The sequence below is a fragment of the Pseudomonas sp. S04 genome, from assembly GCF_009834545.1.
Classification (GTDB): Bacteria; Pseudomonadota; Gammaproteobacteria; order Pseudomonadales; family Pseudomonadaceae; genus Aquipseudomonas.
Genome location: NZ_CP019427.1, coordinates 4329622 through 4346419, shown reverse-complemented (window position 1 = coordinate 4346419; position 16798 = coordinate 4329622). Strand labels below are relative to the sequence as shown.

Below are 16798 nucleotides of genomic sequence, written 5' to 3'. Positions count from 1 at the left end.
GCTGAAAAGTTGGGTGAGTGTAGATCAGAGGCCAAATCTTCAGCGCCCGGTGTCCGCCGGTGCCTGCCATTGTGCGCATTCGACCACGCCTTGATGGGCCAGCCACGGCACATCGTGGGAAGTCCAGATATGGGCCTGGGGTTTCTGGCCCGGGTCTTCATCAAGGGTCGCGACCCGCACGATCACATGGGGCTGGGCCGGGCGCTCGGCCATCAGGTGACTGCCGCAGCGCGAGCAGAAATGCCGCAGCTTGCCGGGCGAGGACTCGAAGCAGGACAGCAGCTCAAGGCCCCGGGTCCAGCGAAAATGCTCACGCATGACCCCCGCAGTCGAGGCGAATGGCGCCGCATGGGCCTTGCGGCAGGTATGGCAATGACAATGGCTGATCGGCATGTCGAGGCTGTCGACTGCATAGGCGATGGCCTGGCACAGGCAACTGCCGTGGAGTGTGGGCATGGGGTATTCCTTTACGGGACTGACGAGCGGTAGAAAGCTGACGTTACCACTGTTGGCCGGGGCCTGTCGGGGCTCGGAACGATGGACGTTACTGCGAGTCGGATCTGTTGAATGCAACGGCAAGATTGCTCGTTCGGTCGTCCGCGCCTAGTGTTCATCACAGGAGGTGCTCAATGCACACATCAGATCGCATCGAAAGAAAGATCCTGCTCAAGGCCCCGCGCTCGACCGTCTGGCGCGTGATTGCCAATGCCGAAGCCTTTGGCCAGTGGTTTGGCGTGGCCCTGGAGGGCAAGCGTTTCGTCGCAGGCGCGCGGACCCAGGGGCAGATTACCTACCCAGGCTATGAGCACATGGTGTGGGATGTCGAAGTCATGCGGGTCGAGCCGGAGCGGGTGTTCGCTTTCCGCTGGCACCCCTATGCCGTGGACCCAGGCACCGACTATTCTGGCGAGCCGACGACCCTGGTGCAGTTCGAACTCGAGGACATGGACGCTGGCACCTTGTTGCACGTGGTCGAGTCGGGGTTTGATAAGATCCCGGCAGAGCGTCGTCTCAAGGCCTTTCGCATGAACAGTCGCGGCTGGGACGAGCAAATGAACAATATCGAGACCTACCTCGCCACCCCTTGAACCCCCGCTGAGCCTTGAATTACCCCGCATGTTTGAACCCTACCTAAGCCAATGGCAGTTGCTCCCCGCAGGGGAGCCCATCATCACCCTGGGCAGCCGCCTGCTCCCGGTGCGTTACCAGGGGACGCCGGCGATGTTGAAAATCGCCCTCGATGAAGAAGAAAAGTTCGGCAACCTGTTGATGACCTGGTGGGCGGGAGAGGGTGCTGCCCGGGTCTACGCCCATGACGGGGCGGCGCTATTGCTGGAGCGGGCCGAAGGCCGGCGTTCGCTGCTGCACATGGCTATGCACGGGGCGGACGACCAGGCCAGCCGGATCATTTGTGACGCCGTGGCGCGCCTGCATGCACCCCGTTCGGCACCGCTGCCGCCATTGGTCGACATGCGGCAATGGTTTCGCTCCTTGGCCCCGGCGGCGCGCCGCCATGGCGGGCGGTTGCGCCAGTGCCTGGCCTGCGCAGAGTACCTGCTGGCCACGCCCCAGGAAGTCGTCGTGCTGCACGGCGATGTGCACCACAGCAACATCCTCGATTTCGGCCCGCGGGGCTGGCTGGCGATAGACCCGAAGCGGGTGACCGGCGAGCGCACCTACGACTACGCCAACCTGATCTGCAACCCGGACCTGCCGAGCGCCACCGACCCGCTACGTTTTACCCGGCAAGTGGCGTTGGTCGCGGCGCAGGCAGGGCTGGAACGGCGGCGGTTACTGCAGTGGGTCCTGGCGTTTGCCGGCCTGTCCGCCGCCTGGTTCCTGGAAGATCACGACGTGCTCGCGGCCGACAAGCAACTGCAGGTGGCAGATCTCGCATTGTTGGCCTTGGAAGTTGGACAACCCGAGGGTGGTTGACCTTCGTTCTTATGGCGAATGTCTTACACGTGTTACTGGCTATGTCGTCTATTACGCATTGGATCCGAAGCGTAATCTTCACCCATCAACTGAGCACAGGATGTACTCAGGGTCATGGATGATCGGCCATATGCAAGGAACGCAGCGACAGGATGTCGTCATGGTCTTGAAACCCGCTTCGGCGGGTTTTTTTATGGGTGCGATAAAGTGCCGGTCCACCCTTCACTCGCTCAATCTGGCTGCCGCCCGCTGGGTGATCAGCGTGCGCTGGGCGAGCGAGTCGGCGGCCAGTTGCCTGGCCCGCTGCAGTACGGCCTCGGGTGCGGTCTGCGGTTCGCCCGAGGCAAAGGGCGGGGCGGGTGCGTACTCGAGCTGCAACTGCACCAGTTGCGCGACGTCATCGCCATACAATTCAGCCGCCAGGGTCAGGGCAAAGTCGATCCCGGCGGTGATCCCGCCACCGGTCAACAGGTTTCCGTCGCGCACCACCCGCTCCTGCACCGCAATCGCCCCCTGCAGGCCAAGCAACGAGTGATAGGCCCAGTGGGTAGTCGCACGTTTGCCCTTGAGCAGGCCGGCGGCACCCAGCACCAGGGCACCGGTGCACACTGAGGTCAGGTAGCGCACCTTGGTCGCCTGGGCCTGGATGAACGCCAGCGTCTGCGCATCTTCCATCAACGGCCCGACACCGCTGCCACCAGGGATGCACAACACATCCAGGTCCGGGCAGTCGGCGAAACGGCAGGTCGGCTGCAGCACCAGGCCGGTGCTGGCCGTCACCGGCGCGAGGTCTTTCCAGATCAGGTGCACCTGCACGTCCGGCAGCGACGCCAGCACATCGTAGGGCCCGGTCAGGTCCAGTTGCTGCACTTGGGGGAACAACAGAAAACCGATCTGCAACGGCATGGCGCTCTCTCCTGGGTTGGTAAATTCGTCCCCGGCAGGGGTGGACGACTTGACTCTAGGCTTCTAGTCTTTGGCGTACACGCCAATCAGCCCTCGAATTACGCCAATGTTCACCACTCCACCGAAACCCATTCATGTGCTGGCCTTCGCCAAGGTGCAACTGCTGGACGTCACCGGGCCGCTGCAGGTCTTTGCCTCGGCCAATGATGTTGCGGCCCAGCGCGGGATGCCGACGCCCTATGCGCCCCAGGTGATCAGCCCGGGTGGCGGGGCGGTGCTGTCTTCGGCCGGTCTGGCCTTGCTCGCCGAACCCTTGCCGGATACAGCCTCCGACACCCTGATCATCGCCGGTGGCTGGGGGGTGTATGCGGCGGCCCAGGACCTCGCGCTGGTGGAGTGGGTGCGCCAGCAGGCGAGGGTTTCGCGGCGGGTGGCTTCGGTCTGCACCGGGGCTTTTCTGCTGGCGGCCAGCGGCTGGCTCGATGGGCGGCGAGTGGCGACCCACTGGACCCGTTGCGAGCAACTGGCCCGGCAACACCCGCGCCTGCAGGTTGAGCCCGACCCAATCTTCATCAACGATGGCCCGGTCTGGACCTCGGCCGGGGTGACAGCCGGTATCGATCTGTCATTGGCGCTGGTGGAGGCCGACCTGGGGCGCGCGATGGCCCTGGAAGTCGCCCGGCAACTGGTGGTGTTCCTCAAGCGCCCAGGGGGCCAGGCACAGTTCAGCGTGACCCTGGACCTGCAACAGCAGGGCAATCGCTTCGACGACCTGCACGCCTGGATCGCCGACAACCTCAGCCTCGACCTCGGCATCCCGGCACTGGCGCTGCAAGCGGGCATGAGTGAACGTAGCTTTATCCGCCACTACCGCGCCGACACTGGGCAGACCCCAGCACGTGCCATTGAGAGGATCCGGGTGGAAACTGCGCGCCGGCTGTTGAGTGATTCTGCGCTGCCGATCAAACGCATCGCGGTGCAGTGTGGGTTTGGCAGTGAGGAGACGTTGCGGCGTGGTTTTCTGCGGGTCATGGGGGTTGTGCCGCAGGTGTATCGGGAGCGGTTTTCGCGGGTGTTTTGATCTTGGGGTGCGCGCCCTAAACCCTCACGGCTGCCAGTACCCGTCATCCCCACTCAATTTGCGGTCAAGAAAACACGCCGCGCTGATCAGCGCCAGGTGGGTCAGGGCCTGTGGGGTATTACCCAGGTGGCGGGCGTGGCTGTCGAACTCTTCGGCGTATAGCCCCAGGGGGGTGGCGTAGCGCAGCAGTTGTTCGAACTCCAGGTGGGCCTTGTCCAACTGGCCGGCACGGGCCAGGCATTCGACGTACCAGAACGAGCACGCGGCAAACGCGCCTTCGGTGCCGCTGAGGCCGTCGATCTGGCTGTCGTCGTTGTGGTAGCGATAGACCATGCCGTCGCGCACCAGGGATTTCTGGATCGCTTGCAGGGTCGACAGCCAGCGCGGGTCCTTGGCGCTGACAAAACGCACCAGCGGCATCAACAGCATCGAGCCATCCAGGGCCGTGCCGCCGAGGTGCTGCACGAAGTGCCCGCGCTCGGCGTTCCAGAAGTTGTCCCAGATGTCGGCGTAGATTGCCTGGCGGGTCTGGTCCCAGCGGGCAAACGGCGCCGGCAGCGAGCGTTTCGAGGCCAGGCGGATTGCCCGGTCCAGTGCGACCCAGCACATCAGTCGCGAATGCAGGAAGTGGTGCTGCTCGCCGCGCATTTCCCAGATGCCGACATCCTCGCTCTGCCAGGTGTCGCACACCTGATCGACCACTTCCACCGTGTGTTTCCAGCCCTCATGGGAGATCGCCTCGCCGTACTTGTTGACCAGGTACACCGCGTCCATCAGTTCGCCGAAGATATCCAGTTGCACCTGATCGTAGGCCTGGTTGCCGATGCGCACCGGCCGCGCGTTGCCGTGGCCGCTCAGGTGGCTGAGTTCGCTCTCCGGGAGTTCCTGGCGACCATCGATGCCATACAGAATATTCAGCCGGGTCGGCTGGCCCTGACAGTCACTGACCCGCCCGCGCAACCAACGCATGTAGGCGTTGGCTTCCTCGACAAAACCCAGGCGCATGAAGGCGTAGACGGTGAACGAGGCGTCGCGGATCCAGGTGTAGCGGTAGTCCCAGTTGCGGATGCCGCCCGGGGTCTCCGGCAGGCCGAAGGTGGCGGCGGCGAGGATTGCGCCGTGCTTGCGTGAGGTCAGTAACTTCAATGCCAGCGCCGAGCGGTTGACCATCTCCCGCCAGCGTCCGCGGTAGGTGGATTTGCCGATCCAGTCGCGCCAGAACTTTACGGTCCGCTGCAGGCACAGGTCAGTGTTGTCGGCCTGCCAGCGCGGGTCGTCGAGGGCGCCGAGGACGAACTCGGCGCTCTGCTCCTGCTGCAACTCGAAGCGGGCGCTGGCGGCGTTGTCTACTAGCTGCAGGGGCTGGCTGGCGCGCAGGCGCAGACTTGGCTGTTGCGGGGCTTCGAAGCAGATGTCCGGCCCGTCCTCCCGTGCCGTGGTGGCGGCGCGCGCGTAGTCGTGGCGCACCGCGCAATGCAGGTCGAAGGTGGCGCTGCCGCTGACCATGCGCACCCGGCGAATCAGCAACGGCAGGTCATCTTCACTGTCGCCGATGACCAGCAGGTCGGTGATTTCCACCACCGCCCGGGCGCTCAGCCAGCGGGTTTGCAGCACGTTGGTGTCAGGCAGGTAGATCTGTTCGCGGCGCGCGTCCGGCAGGTCGGGGGCCAGCTGAAAAATCCCCGCCTTGGGGGTGTCCAGCAACGAACAGAAGATCGACGGGCTGTCGAACTCCGGCCAGCAGAAGAAATCCACGCTGCCCTTGTCGTTGACCAGCGCGGCACTGCGCAGGTCGCCAATGATGCCGTGGGCGTCGATCGCGCTTTGGCGTTCGTCACGATGATCAGCCATGTCCAGTCAGCCTCGCACAAAGAGCGTATTCAGCAGACTGACGCAAAGGCGGGGGAGTTCAGGTTCAGGTCGGTTTATTTGCGTTGGGGTCGCCGCTGCGCTCGTCGTTCATCCCTGATAGCGTCCGCTGCGTTGGTGCCACTCGCGACTGCCGGCGACCCAGGCTTTGACCCCGCCGAGAAATCGCTCGAGTTCCCAACTGGCCCCTGGCAACACCCGCTGTTCGGCCGCCTCGTAGGCATACACGACGTCGTCATGGATCTTCGCCGCCAGGCCCATGGCGTCGGCTAGCGAGCAGTGCTGCTGGGCGGCCAACAGCCGCGGCAGGTTGAAGTCCTCCTGCTCGGTGAGGCTTTCCTTGTGGGCGGAATAGAGGTCGTTGGCCAGGATGGTGGCACTGGCCGCGAGCGTGGTGACCCGGCGCACCAAGGGCGCCGAGTACACACTGGCCGGCAGCTCGTAACCGCCGATGATGTCGATCAACGACATGCACGGCAGGAAGCTGTTGACCTGGCGGTGGGCCAAGTACTCCCAGACTCGGGGTGGTTGTTTGGTCATGCGCCAGGAGGCTTCCGCCCCCATGGTCACGAACATGGCGATGATCTCGTGTCGGACCCTCGCCACTTGCGCCGGCGTGGCGAACCCCGCTACATGCGCCATGTAGGCACGTAACCCCTTGAGCACGGGGTCGGCATTCAGGGCCTGGTGCAGATCGGGCGCAAACTCATAGCTCAGGTGCGCAGGCTCCAGGGCAGCCAATGCCAGGGACAGGCGTGCGCCCACCAACTCCGGCACCGATCCACACTGCTCGTCATCGCAGTAATAGTCATCCACCGCGAACAGCGCGGCGATGCACTGCGCTGAAAGCAAGAGGCGCTCGGGTGCGTCGGTGTCCGGATGGCACAGCATGGCGAAGCGACCGAACTGCGCGCCACGCAATTTCGGCATCTGCCCGGCGAAAATGCCGACTTGCTCGACCCAGGGGATCAGCAATGTGTCGACCTGCTGCCCGAGCGGCTCGTTTATCCGTACCGGTTCGGGGCAGTGCAGGGGCGGTATCACCCAGGGAAGATCAAGGGAATGGCTCATGGCGTTCTACCTCACCGGCAGCTTTCGCTGTTCACTGCTCAGCACTGGCGCTGGGCGAGTTCCTTCCAGCGTCGCAATCCGCCGGGGCCAACCTGCTGAAAGATCCGCACGAACCAGACGCTGAACATTTCTGGGCTGGCTGCGATGAGGCGATCCAGGTCGGCGAGTTTCTGCCAGCGCCAGGCGTGGGCTTCCTCGGGGTTGGCAAGGGGCGCGCAGCGGCTGATACCGGCGAATACATGGTCGTACTCGTGTTCGATCAGCTGATTTGACACCGGCTCGTGGTAGAGCAGGGTGGTGACCGGCGTGAGCCGGCAGCGCAGGCCCATTTCCTCGTGCAGCCGGCGCCTGGCCGCCGCACGTGTACGCTCCCCGGGCCGCGGGTGTCCGCAGCAGGTATTGGTCCACAGCCCCTGGGAGTGGTACTTGCCCAAGGCTCGTTGCTGCAACAGCAGGCGGCCGTTGCTATCGAAAATGAACACCGAGAAGGCCCGGTGCAGCAGGCCTTGCTGGTGGGCGTAGAGTTTGCCTGCCGAGCCGATCTCGCGGTCTTGCAGATCAACCAGAATCAGCGACTCTTCCATTGCCTGGCTCCACGTGACCGGTTTCGCTCGTACTGTGGCGCAAAGTTTCGATCCTGCCTACTGTCAGAACTGTCAGGTCCGCGGTGCTAACAGCAAGCCGCGCAACATCAGCTCCAGAGCTGCCAACGCTTCGTCCAGGCGTTCGGCGGGAGCTTGATCGCGGGCGATCCACAGGGCGGCGTGGACCAGGCTGCCGTTGATCAGGCGTGCCAGGGCCTGGGGTGGGGCGGCAGCGATGGTCTGCCGGTCCATCAACTGTTCGAGCAGGCGGGTGAGGGTGGCGATGCAGTCCATTTGCAGCGACAGTGTCAGGTCGCCCAGCACGGCCGGGGCATCGAGCAGCATGATGCGCTGGATCTCGGTTTCCTGGGCCATCTGCAGGTACGCGGTGCAGCGCTGGCAGAAGCCGCTCCAGGGGTCGCTGGCAACGGCTGAGATGGCGTCGAGCCGGGCGTCCATTTCGCCGTCGATCTGCGCGACCACCGCCGCCAGCAAGCCTTTCTTGTCGCCAAAATGGTGATACAACGCGCCACGCGTCAAGCCAACGTCGGCGGTCAAGTCGTCCATTGAGGTGGCGCCATAGCCCTGGGTGGCGAAGGCGTGGCGGGCGCTGCTGATCAATTTGGCGCGGGTCTGCTCGATCATTTCGGCGCGTGGTCGCTGGCCCATGGTGTCCCTCACGGTTTTTTCGGTTTGACATACGGTGCGTATGTTTGCATGCTTTTGTACATACGCGGCGTATGTATTTTTACCACGTCGACGCTTTATGGCAAGTTGCATGCCCCAAAAGAGGATGGAACCCGATGGCAAACCCCTATTCGGCCTTGTTCAAGGCACCCGGCAGCCGGGCCTTTGTGCTGGCCGGGATGATTGCGCGCATGCCGATTTCCATGACCGGCATCGGCCTGATCACCATGTTGTCGCAGCTGCACGGCGGTTATGCATTGGCCGGTGCCGTGGCCGCGACCTTCGCCTTGGCCACGGCGGTGTGTGCTCCCCAGGTGTCGCGCCTGGTCGACCGTTACGGTCAGGGCCGGGTGTTGCCCATCGCCGCGTTGCTTGGCGGTGGTGCGCTGTTGCTGCTGTTGCTTTGTACCCGCTTGCAGGCGCCGCACTGGACATTGTTTGTATTCGCCGCGTTGGCCGGTTGCATGCCGAGCATGTCGGCGATGGTGCGGGCGCGCTGGACCGAGATCTACCGCGGCCAGCCTCAATTGCAGACCGCCTACGCCCTGGAGTCGGTGCTGGACGAGGTCTGTTTTATCGTCGGCCCGCCGCTCTCGGTGGGGCTGTGCGTGGTGGCCTTTCCCGAGGCCGGGCCGCTGGCGGCACTGCTGGCGTTGGCCATCGGGGTCAGTGCGTTTGTCCTGCAGCGCAGCACCGAGCCTGGCGTGCATCCCCATGACCAGGCGCAACCCGGCTCGGCCATCGCCTCGGTGCACGTGCGCTGGTTGATCCTGCTGATGGTCGCCCTGGGCACCATCGTCGGCGTGGTCGACGTGGTCAGCGTGGCCTTCGCCCAACAGCAAGGGCAGCCGGCGGCGGCGAGCATCGTGCTCTCGGTGTATGCCATCGGCTCTTGCCTGGCGGGCCTGGCATTTGGTGCGCTGAAAACCGAGGTGCCGCTGCCGCGCCTGTTCCTCTATGGCGGGGTGGCGACGGCGCTGACCACGCTGCCGTTGCTGCTGGCGAGCAACATTGTCGGGCTGGCACTGACGGTATTCATCGCCGGGCTGTTTTTTGCCCCGACCCTGATTGTCGCCATGGCCCTGGTCGAACGCATCGTGCCGCCGGCCAAGCTCACCGAGGGCCTGACCTGGCTGGTGACCGGCCTGAGCATCGGCGTGGCCATCGGCGCCGCCGGTTCCGGCTGGCTGGTGGACGCCTTTGGCGCGCGCAGTGGATTCTGGCTGGCGATTGTCGCGGGGGCGGTGGTGCTGGGGGCGGCAGTCCAGAGCTATCGTCGCTTGCCTGCGTGATCAGGACTGCTTGGCCTGCATGGCTCCCATAACAAAAACGCCGCTGGCCCATTCCTGGGGCAGCGGCGTTTGCGGTTGCCGGTTTAAAAGTTGTAGGTCATGTCCGCCGTGACGGTGCGACCTTCGCCGTAGTAACAGTCCAGGGTGCTGTTGCAGGCGGCGACGTATTTCTTGTCTTCGATGTTTTCCAGGTTCAGTTTGACCTTCACGCCATTGACCCGCAGGGGCGATTTTTCCAGGTCGTAGGAGAGCATGCCGTCGTACACGGTGTAGGACGGAATCTGGAACGAATCTTCCTCGTAGTCCGATCCGTAGCTGCTGCGCACGTAACGCACGCCCAGGCCAGCGCCGAGACCGGCGAGGGCGCTGTGGTCGAAGCTGTAGTCAACCCATGCCGAGGCGTTCAGCGGTGGGCTCATGGCCAGGGTACGACCCTCGCGACCATCGTTGGTGCTCTGCCACTTGATCTGGTTGCGCGACACCGAACCCAACACGCGCAGGTTCTGGGTGACGTTGACCTTGCCTTCCAGCTCCACGCCGCGCGAGCGCACCGCGCCGCTCTGGATACTGAAGCCCGGGTTGTCGAGGTCGTTGGTCAGCATATTCTCCTGGTCGATCTGGTACACCGACAACTGGATGAAGCCATCGATCGCAGTGGGCTCGTACTTGACGCCCACTTCATACTGCTTGCCTTCGGTTGGCTTGAAGGCTTTTTCATTCATGTCCACGCCGGTTTGCGGCAGGAACGATTCGGCGTAGCTGACGTAGGGCGTCAGGCCGTTCTCGAACAGGTAGCCAAAGCCGGCCCGGCCGGTGAACTTCTCATCCGTGGACTTGGTGTCAGCCATGGTGCTGCCTGGCTGGGTGTTTTCGGTGGTGGCGTAGTCATAACGCCCACCGAGGGTCAGGAACCACTTGTCCCACCGCATCTGGTCCTGCACGTACAGGCCGGTCTGCTTGACGGTGTTGTCCCAGCGGTACGGTTGGCTGAAGGTGAACTCGCTGCCATAGACCGGGTTGAACAGGTCGATGGCCGGGCCGTTGCGGTCGTACAGGCCGAGGAACTTGGTGTTGAAGTGGTAGTAGTCCACGCCCAGCAGTACGGTGTGGTCGAGCTCACTGGTCTTGAACTTGGCCTGGGCGGTGCTATCGATGCCGTAGACCTTGTTGGTCTGCGACCAGTCCACGCCGAAGCGTTTCTGGTAGCGGTTGTCGTCAACGCCGGTGGCCGGGTTGGGAATGTAGGAGTAGCCGTGCAGCGGCGCGACGTACTGGTCATCCACGTAGGCGTAGCTGGTGCGTTGCTTGAGGGTCCAGATGTCGTTGAGTTCGTAGGCCGCGTCATAGCCGACCACAAATTGCTCGCGGTCGTATTTGTTCAGGCCTGGCTCACCGAGGAACAGGTCGCGGCTGATCTTGCCATTGGGGCTCTTGAACACCGTGCCTTCTGCCGGCAGGCCCTGGGCTTCCGGGGTGTCGCGGTCTTTCTGGTACTGGGCGAACAGCGTCACGCTGGTGCGCTCGTTCGGCAGCCAGGTCAGGCTCGGCGCCAGCAGCATGCGGTTGGTGTCGGCGTAGTCGATGTTCGAGTTAGCGTCACTGGCCAGGCCGGTCAGGCGATAGAGCAACTCGCCCTGGTCGTCGATCGGGCCGGCGAAGTCGAAGGCGCCGTACTTGCGGTCGTAACTGCCGGTGCCCAGGACCACTTCATGCAGCGGCGTGGCGGTCGGGCGCTTGCCCACCAGGTTGACGATCCCGCCTGGCTGGTTTTGTCCGTAGAGCACCGAGGCCGGCCCCTTGAGAACTTCGATGCGCTCCAGGGTGTAGGGGTCGATCTGCAGCGAGCCGCCGGTGCTGCCGCCGCCGTAGGGCAGGTGCAGGCCGTCGAGGTACACCGGGGTCGGGGTGAAACCGCGGGAGGTCGGCTCGTCGAAAATCCCCACGCGGTCGGAGAAACCGCCGCCGGTCACGCCCGCGGTATAGCGCAGCGCTTCGGTGACGGTCTGCGCGCCACGGGATTTGACTTCGTCGGCGGTGACCACGTTGACGGTCTGCGGGATTTCATTCAGCGGTGTATCGGTTTTGGTCCCGGTGCCGCTGCGCTTGGCCACAATCCCGGCAACCGGGCCCCATGCCGATTCCTGGGTCGCAGAAATGTTGGTCGGGTCCAGGTCCACGGAGTTCGCGCTGCTGCGGGTGCGCAGGGTCAAGGTATTGCCCTGGACGCTGTAGTTGATGCCGGTGCCTTGCAGCAACTGGGCGATTGCCGCGTTGGAATCCAGGCTGCCCTTGATCGCGGTGCTGCGCAGGCCGGCGACATCGTCCGGGCTGTACAGCACTTGCAGGTTGGTCTGGCGACCGAACTCCTGCAGCGCGCTACCCAGTGGCTGGGCCTGGATGTTGACCTCGACCACTTGCGCCTGGGCCTGGCCGATCAGCGGCGCGGTCAGTGCCAGGGCGCACAGGGTCGGCAGCCGTGGACGAAAGGAATGGCGGATCAGCAGGGCCTTGGCCAGTGGGTGGAGTCCGTGTGGTGCGGGCATTATTCTTTTACTCTTCAATGCGTTGACTGAGAATTATTTGTACCTTCTGTTAGTAAGACGCGAGCCCTTGGAAAAACCGGAAAGGCTTGATGAGGTTTTTTACGAAATTTTCACAATCAGGTCGGTGATGCAGACGCGCAGCCCTGCCGTGTCATCACCAATTGCCCCCCAGCGCCTTGTACAAGCCAATGCTGGCCTGCAACCGCGCCAGGCGCAGTTGCACGTTCAAGTCCTGGGCGGCGAACAGGGTGCGTTGGGTTTCCAGCACGCTGAGCAAATCCTCGGCACCGGCCTGGTAGCGGCTCTGGGCGATGTCGAAGGCGGTCTGGGCCTGGGCCAGTTCCTCGCCTTGCCATTGGCGTTGCTCATCGAGGCCGCGGATGCTGGTGAGGGCTTTTTCGACGTCGGCAAAGCCATTGATGATCGCCCCGCGATAACTTTCCAGCAGCTCTTGCTGGCGCGCGGTGGCGCGGTCGCGTTCGGCGCTCAGGCGGCCATTGTTGAAGATCGGCGCCACCAGCCCGGCCGTGAGGTTGTAGAACGGACTGCGCAGCAGGTCGCCGAAGGTGTCGGCACCCGAGCCGATATTGGCGCTCAGGGTGACGCTGGGCAGCAGCGCCGCACGGGCCACGGTGACGTCGGCCTGGGCGGCGGCCAGTTGCGCTTCGGCGCGGGCGATGTCGGGGCGGCGGCTGAGTAGGTCGCTGGGTACCCCGCTGGCGATACTCGGCCAGCTCATTTGGGCGAAGTTCAGGTGGCTGCGCGGCAGCGCTTGCACCGGGCGACCGAGCAGGGCCGCGAGGGTGATCCGGGCTTCTGCGGCCTGCTGTTGCATCAGCGGTAATTGCCGCTGTTGGGCCGCGACCAGGCTCTTTTGCTGGGCCAGCTCCAGGGCTGTGGCCGACCCCGAATCGTAGCGGGTCTGCACCAGTTTCAACACGCTTTGCGCGTTGCCCAGGTTCAACTCGGCGATGCGGCTTTGCTCGGCCAGCGACAGGCTTTGGCTGTAACTGTTGGCCACGCTGCTGAGCAGAGTCAGCTCGACGGTTGCCTGATCGAACTCGCTGGCGCGCACCCCTTGCAGCGCGCTGTCACGGGCGGCGTGCCGGGCACCCCAGAAGTCGATCTCGTAGCTGGCGCTGAGGCTGGCGTCAAAGTAGTCCACCGCCTGGTTACTGCTGTCGGCGTCCAGCTGGCTGTAGCCATTGCCGCGCAGCAGCTTCTGGCGGTTGGCATTCAATCCGGCCTTGACCTCCGGCAGCAACGGGCCACCGGCGATCACCGCCGTCGCCTGGGCCTGACGCACCCGTGCCACGGCGGCTGCCAGGTCATGGCTGCCGAGCTGCGCTTCGGCGATCAGGCTCTCGAGCTCCGGGCTGCCGAACGTGGCCCACCATTGCTGGCGGTTTTTCTCGGGCTTGGCGCTGACGGGCGATTGCCAGGCAGGCGGTGGGCTGATGCCGCTGTCCGGGCGCTCGGCGGGGGTCCCGCAGGCACTGAGCAGCAGGCAGGCGCAGAGCAGACTCAAAGGCGGCTTCATAGGTCGATCATTCACTGGTTAGGGCCGTGACCGGGTCGAGCCGGGCAGCTTTACGGGCCGGCATGAAGCCGAAGATAACGCCGGTGACCAGGGCGCAGCCGAAGGCGCCGAGGACCGCGAACAGGGAGAACGCCACGGCCACTTCACTGAGGATCAGCACGCCGCCCACCAGCAGGGCCAGGGCGATCCCGGCAATGCCGCCGACCACCGAGAGCATCACCGCTTCTGTCAGGAACTGGCGCAGGATGTCCCGTTGCCGGGCGCCGGTGGCCATGCGGATGCCGATCTCGCGGGTGCGTTCGCGCACGGTCATGAGCATGATGTTCATCACTCCGATACCGCCCACCAGCAGGGAAATCGCGGCAATCGAGCCGAGCATCAGCGACAGGGTATTCTGCGTGCGCGCCTCGGCCTGGATCATCGCGGCGTTGTTGGTCAGCTCGTAGTCCTTCTTGCCGTTGTGCAGCTTGCGCATCAACTGGTCGATAGCCTGTTCGGCTTCCTTGACCTTGCGCGCATCGGCGGCGGCAATGGCGATGTACTCCGGCTCGTACGTGCCGAACAGGCGCACGCTGGCGGCGGAGTAGGGGATGGCGATGCGGTCGTCGCTGTCCTGATCACCGGAGCTGGCGCCTTTTTCCGCCAGCACACCGACCACCTGGAACGGCACGTTCTCGATCAGGATGTACTGGCCGATCGGGTCGGCGACGTCCTTGAGCAGTTTGTCGCGGACCTTCTTGCCGATCACCGCCACCGCCGCGGCATTGCGCTCGTCGGCCTCGGTGAAGTAGCTGCCCTCGACCACCGGCCAGTTGAAGATCGCCGGGAAGTTGGTGTCGTTGCCGCCGACGTAGCTCAGGTGGTCGGCATTGCCAAAGCGCACCCCGGCTTCGGCGCCATTGACCGGCATGATGCGCTTGACTTGCGGCAGGCGGGCCAGGGCCGCGACGTCGCTGAGAGTAACTACCCCTGGGGGCGTGCGCGGGTTTGGCGACGAGCCGCTGAGGTAAATGATGTTCGAGCCAAAGGCACCCATCTGCGCCATCACCTGGCGCTTGCTGCCTTCGCCCACCGCCAGCATCACCACCACCGAAGCCACGCCGATGATGATCCCGAGCAGGGTCAGGGCGGTGCGAAAGCGGTTGATCCACATCACGCGCCAGGCCGCGTGCACCGCATCCAGCAGTTCGCCTTTCCAGGCGCCGCTGGCTGCGCTGCCCTGGCTCAGGCGTTGGCGCAGGTCGACGGCCTGCAGGGCACCGGGGTTGGCCGAATGCTGGACCTGCGGGTTGTCGGCGGCACTGTCGCTGATGATCAGCCCGTCGCGGATTTCGATAACGCGCTTGGCCCGGGCCGCGACTTGGCGGTCGTGGGTAATCAGGATCACCACGTGACCCTGGCTCGCCAGTTCATCGAGCAGGGTCATGACCTCGGCGCCACTCTGGCTGTCGAGGGCGCCGGTGGGTTCATCGGCGAGGATGATATGGCCGCCGTTCATCAACGCGCGGGCAATCGACACCCGCTGTTGCTGGCCGCCGGAGAGCTGGTGGGGACGGTTGCCGGTGCGCTCCGCCAGCCCCAGCCGGGCGAGCAGGGCGGCCGCGCGGGCATGCCGTTCGGCGGCCGGGGTGCCGGCGTAGATCGCCGGCATCTCGACGTTTTCCTGGGCCGAGCCCGAGGGGATCAGGTGGTAGCCCTGGAACACAAAACCGAAGGCTTCACGGCGCAGCCAGGCCAGTTCGTCGCTGTCCAGTTGCGCGACGTTTTCCCCGGCAAACCGGTACTCTCCGGCGCTCGGGCGATCGAGGCATCCGAGGATGTTCATCAACGTCGACTTGCCGGAACCGGAGGCGCCGACAATCGCCACGAACTCGCCGGCATGGATCGACAGGTCGATGCCGCGCAGCACGTGGACTTCGGGGGCGTCACCGCCGCCGTAGGATTTGCGGATGTGTTTGAGGTCGATCAGCGGCGTTTGCATTCAACCCTCGTTGCCGTCGACCGGACCGATCAGCAGGTGATCGCCCTCATTCACGCCATCGAGGATCTGCACCTGCAAGCGGTCGCTGAGGCCGGTGCTGACTTCCCGAGCTTCAATGCTGCCGTTCTTGGCAACCACCCGCACACTCTGGCTGCCGGCCCTGGCGCCGTTCTGCAGGGCCGAAACCGGAGCTGTGAGCACGTCTTTCGCCGCACCGGCGACAAAAAACACCTGGGTGGTCATCTCCGCCATCAGCGCGTTGTCGGCGTTGTCGACGTCGAGCAATACGGTGTACAGCACCACCCGCGCGCTGCCGCTTTTACCGCTGCTGGACGGGCTGCCACCACCGCTGCCCTGGCCACTCTGGTCCAAGGGCTTGGGCGGCACCGGGAGAATCTGCCGCACCGTGCTTTGCCAGCGTCGCGCACCGCCTGCGAGGGTCGTGAAGTAAGCCTGCATGCCAGGTTTGACGTGGCCGATATCAGCCTCCGAGACCTCGGCCCAGACGGTCATCGGCGACAGTTTGGCGATACGCAGGATCAACGGCGTCTGCTGCTGCGCGTTGAGGGTCTGGCCGGTTCGGGCATCCAGCGCCACTACCGTACCGGCCATCGGTGCGTAAATCCGTGTGTAGCCCAACTCGGCCTGATCGCTGCGCAGGCTGGCTTCGGCCTGGCGGATCTGGGCCTGGAACATCTGGATGCGAGCCTCGGTGGCGCGCAGTTCGGCGTGGGCGGTCTGCACATCCTCTTCACGGGTGGCGCCGCCGGCGGCGAGGTTCTGCTGGCGCTGGTATTTCTGCCGGGCCAGGTCGTGCTGGGCGCGTTGTTCTTGCAGTTGGGCCTTGAGGTTGTCGATGGAGAAACGCCCGGCATCGAGCTTGGCGTTCTGGGTCGCGGGGTCGATTTCCACCAGCAGTTGACCTTCCTTGACCACATCCCCGACTTCGACGTGGATGTTCTTGATCTGTCCCGAGGCCTGGGCGCCGACGTCGACATAGCGCCGTGGCTGCAAGGTGCCAAGGGCGGTGACGCTACTCTCGATGTCGCCGCGGCTGACCTGCACCGTGGCGAACTGATCCCGGCCGGGGGCGTTGAGCTGCCAGGCAGCCAGGGCAATAACCGGGATCAGGCAAAGGCCTGCAAGCAAGGCACGGCGGGTCTTTCGCGGGTGTTTCATGCAGGGTTCCGATCAATGGAAATCGTCCCCTGCCGGTTGGCGCAAACAGCGCGACCACAGCCAGGCCCTGCCAGAAATCCCGGCAGTTACGGGGAACTGTCCTTAATACGATGAATTGACGGGCAAATTT

Annotated in this window: 14 protein-coding genes; 4 read left to right on the top strand and 10 right to left on the bottom strand. The window is 64.4% G+C overall.

The features are described 5' to 3' along the window. Window positions 1–39: 39 nt before the first annotated feature. Window positions 40–456, bottom strand: a complete 417-nt coding sequence (locus PspS04_RS19110) for a GFA family protein (protein ID WP_159997190.1) — start codon at window positions 454–456, stop codon at window positions 40–42. Between the two features lie 173 nt (window positions 457–629). On the opposite strand from PspS04_RS19110, the gene PspS04_RS19105 reads away from it, so the two are divergent. Together PspS04_RS19105 and PspS04_RS19100 are read left to right on the top strand one after the other, a co-directional pair. Next, window positions 630–1088, top strand: a complete 459-nt coding sequence (locus PspS04_RS19105; protein ID WP_159997188.1) for an SRPBCC family protein — start codon at window positions 630–632, stop codon at window positions 1086–1088. A 28-nt stretch (window positions 1089–1116) separates the two neighbouring features. After that, the gene (locus PspS04_RS19100; protein WP_159997186.1) at window positions 1117–1935 is read left to right on the top strand and encodes an aminoglycoside phosphotransferase family protein; all 819 of its coding nucleotides are present in this window, start codon (window positions 1117–1119) and stop codon (window positions 1933–1935) included. A 222-nt stretch (window positions 1936–2157) separates the two neighbouring features. On the opposite strand, the gene inhA is transcribed toward PspS04_RS19100, so the two are convergent. Then, window positions 2158–2841, bottom strand: coding sequence for an isonitrile hydratase (gene inhA, locus PspS04_RS19095; protein ID WP_159997184.1), 684 nt, complete (start codon window positions 2839–2841; stop codon window positions 2158–2160). A 106-nt stretch (window positions 2842–2947) separates the two neighbouring features. Between inhA and PspS04_RS19090 the strand changes: the two genes are divergently transcribed. Further along, on the top strand, window positions 2948–3922 hold the full coding sequence (locus tag PspS04_RS19090) for a GlxA family transcriptional regulator (protein WP_159997182.1): 975 nt from the start codon (window positions 2948–2950) through the stop codon (window positions 3920–3922). A gap of 24 nt (window positions 3923–3946) precedes the next feature. Here the strand turns inward: PspS04_RS19090 and PspS04_RS19085 are convergent, their stop codons facing one another. The 4 genes from PspS04_RS19085 to PspS04_RS19070 all read right to left on the bottom strand — a co-directional run bounded on the left by PspS04_RS19085 (window position 3947) and on the right by PspS04_RS19070 (window position 8115). Further along, window positions 3947–5773, bottom strand: a complete 1827-nt coding sequence (locus PspS04_RS19085) for a glycoside hydrolase family 15 protein (protein WP_159997180.1) — start codon at window positions 5771–5773, stop codon at window positions 3947–3949. 108 nt (window positions 5774–5881) lie between these two features. Beyond that, on the bottom strand, window positions 5882–6862 hold the full coding sequence (locus PspS04_RS19080) for a family 2 encapsulin nanocompartment cargo protein terpene cyclase (protein WP_159997178.1): 981 nt from the start codon (window positions 6860–6862) through the stop codon (window positions 5882–5884). Window positions 6863–6900: 38 nt separating this feature from the next. Then, on the bottom strand, window positions 6901–7446 hold the full coding sequence (idi, locus tag PspS04_RS19075; RefSeq protein WP_095165605.1) for an isopentenyl-diphosphate Delta-isomerase: 546 nt from the start codon (window positions 7444–7446) through the stop codon (window positions 6901–6903). Between the two features lie 72 nt (window positions 7447–7518). Next, entirely contained in the window at window positions 7519–8115 is a 597-nt protein-coding gene (locus tag PspS04_RS19070) for a TetR/AcrR family transcriptional regulator (RefSeq protein ID WP_159997176.1), read from the bottom strand. 134 nt (window positions 8116–8249) lie between these two features. Between PspS04_RS19070 and PspS04_RS19065 the strand changes: the two genes are divergently transcribed. After that, window positions 8250–9425: an MFS transporter gene (locus PspS04_RS19065; protein ID WP_095165602.1), complete on the top strand. Its 1176-nt coding sequence runs from the start codon at window positions 8250–8252 to the stop codon at window positions 9423–9425. A gap of 83 nt (window positions 9426–9508) precedes the next feature. On the opposite strand, the gene PspS04_RS19060 is transcribed toward PspS04_RS19065, so the two are convergent. The 4 genes from PspS04_RS19060 to PspS04_RS19045 form a co-directional block, all read right to left on the bottom strand. Further along, window positions 9509–11968 carry a TonB-dependent siderophore receptor gene (locus PspS04_RS19060; protein WP_159997174.1) on the bottom strand — a complete coding sequence of 820 codons (2460 nt, stop codon included), beginning with the start codon at window positions 11966–11968 and terminating at the stop codon, window positions 9509–9511. A gap of 154 nt (window positions 11969–12122) precedes the next feature. After that, on the bottom strand, window positions 12123–13508 hold the full coding sequence (locus PspS04_RS19055; RefSeq protein WP_159997172.1) for an efflux transporter outer membrane subunit: 1386 nt from the start codon (window positions 13506–13508) through the stop codon (window positions 12123–12125). 7 nt (window positions 13509–13515) lie between these two features. Next, window positions 13516–15489: a MacB family efflux pump subunit gene (locus PspS04_RS19050; protein ID WP_159997170.1), complete on the bottom strand. Its 1974-nt coding sequence runs from the start codon at window positions 15487–15489 to the stop codon at window positions 13516–13518. After that, the gene (locus tag PspS04_RS19045) at window positions 15490–16668 is read right to left on the bottom strand and encodes an efflux RND transporter periplasmic adaptor subunit (protein ID WP_159997168.1); all 1179 of its coding nucleotides are present in this window, start codon (window positions 16666–16668) and stop codon (window positions 15490–15492) included. It abuts the gene before it with no gap. Window positions 16669–16798 lie beyond the last annotated feature (130 nt).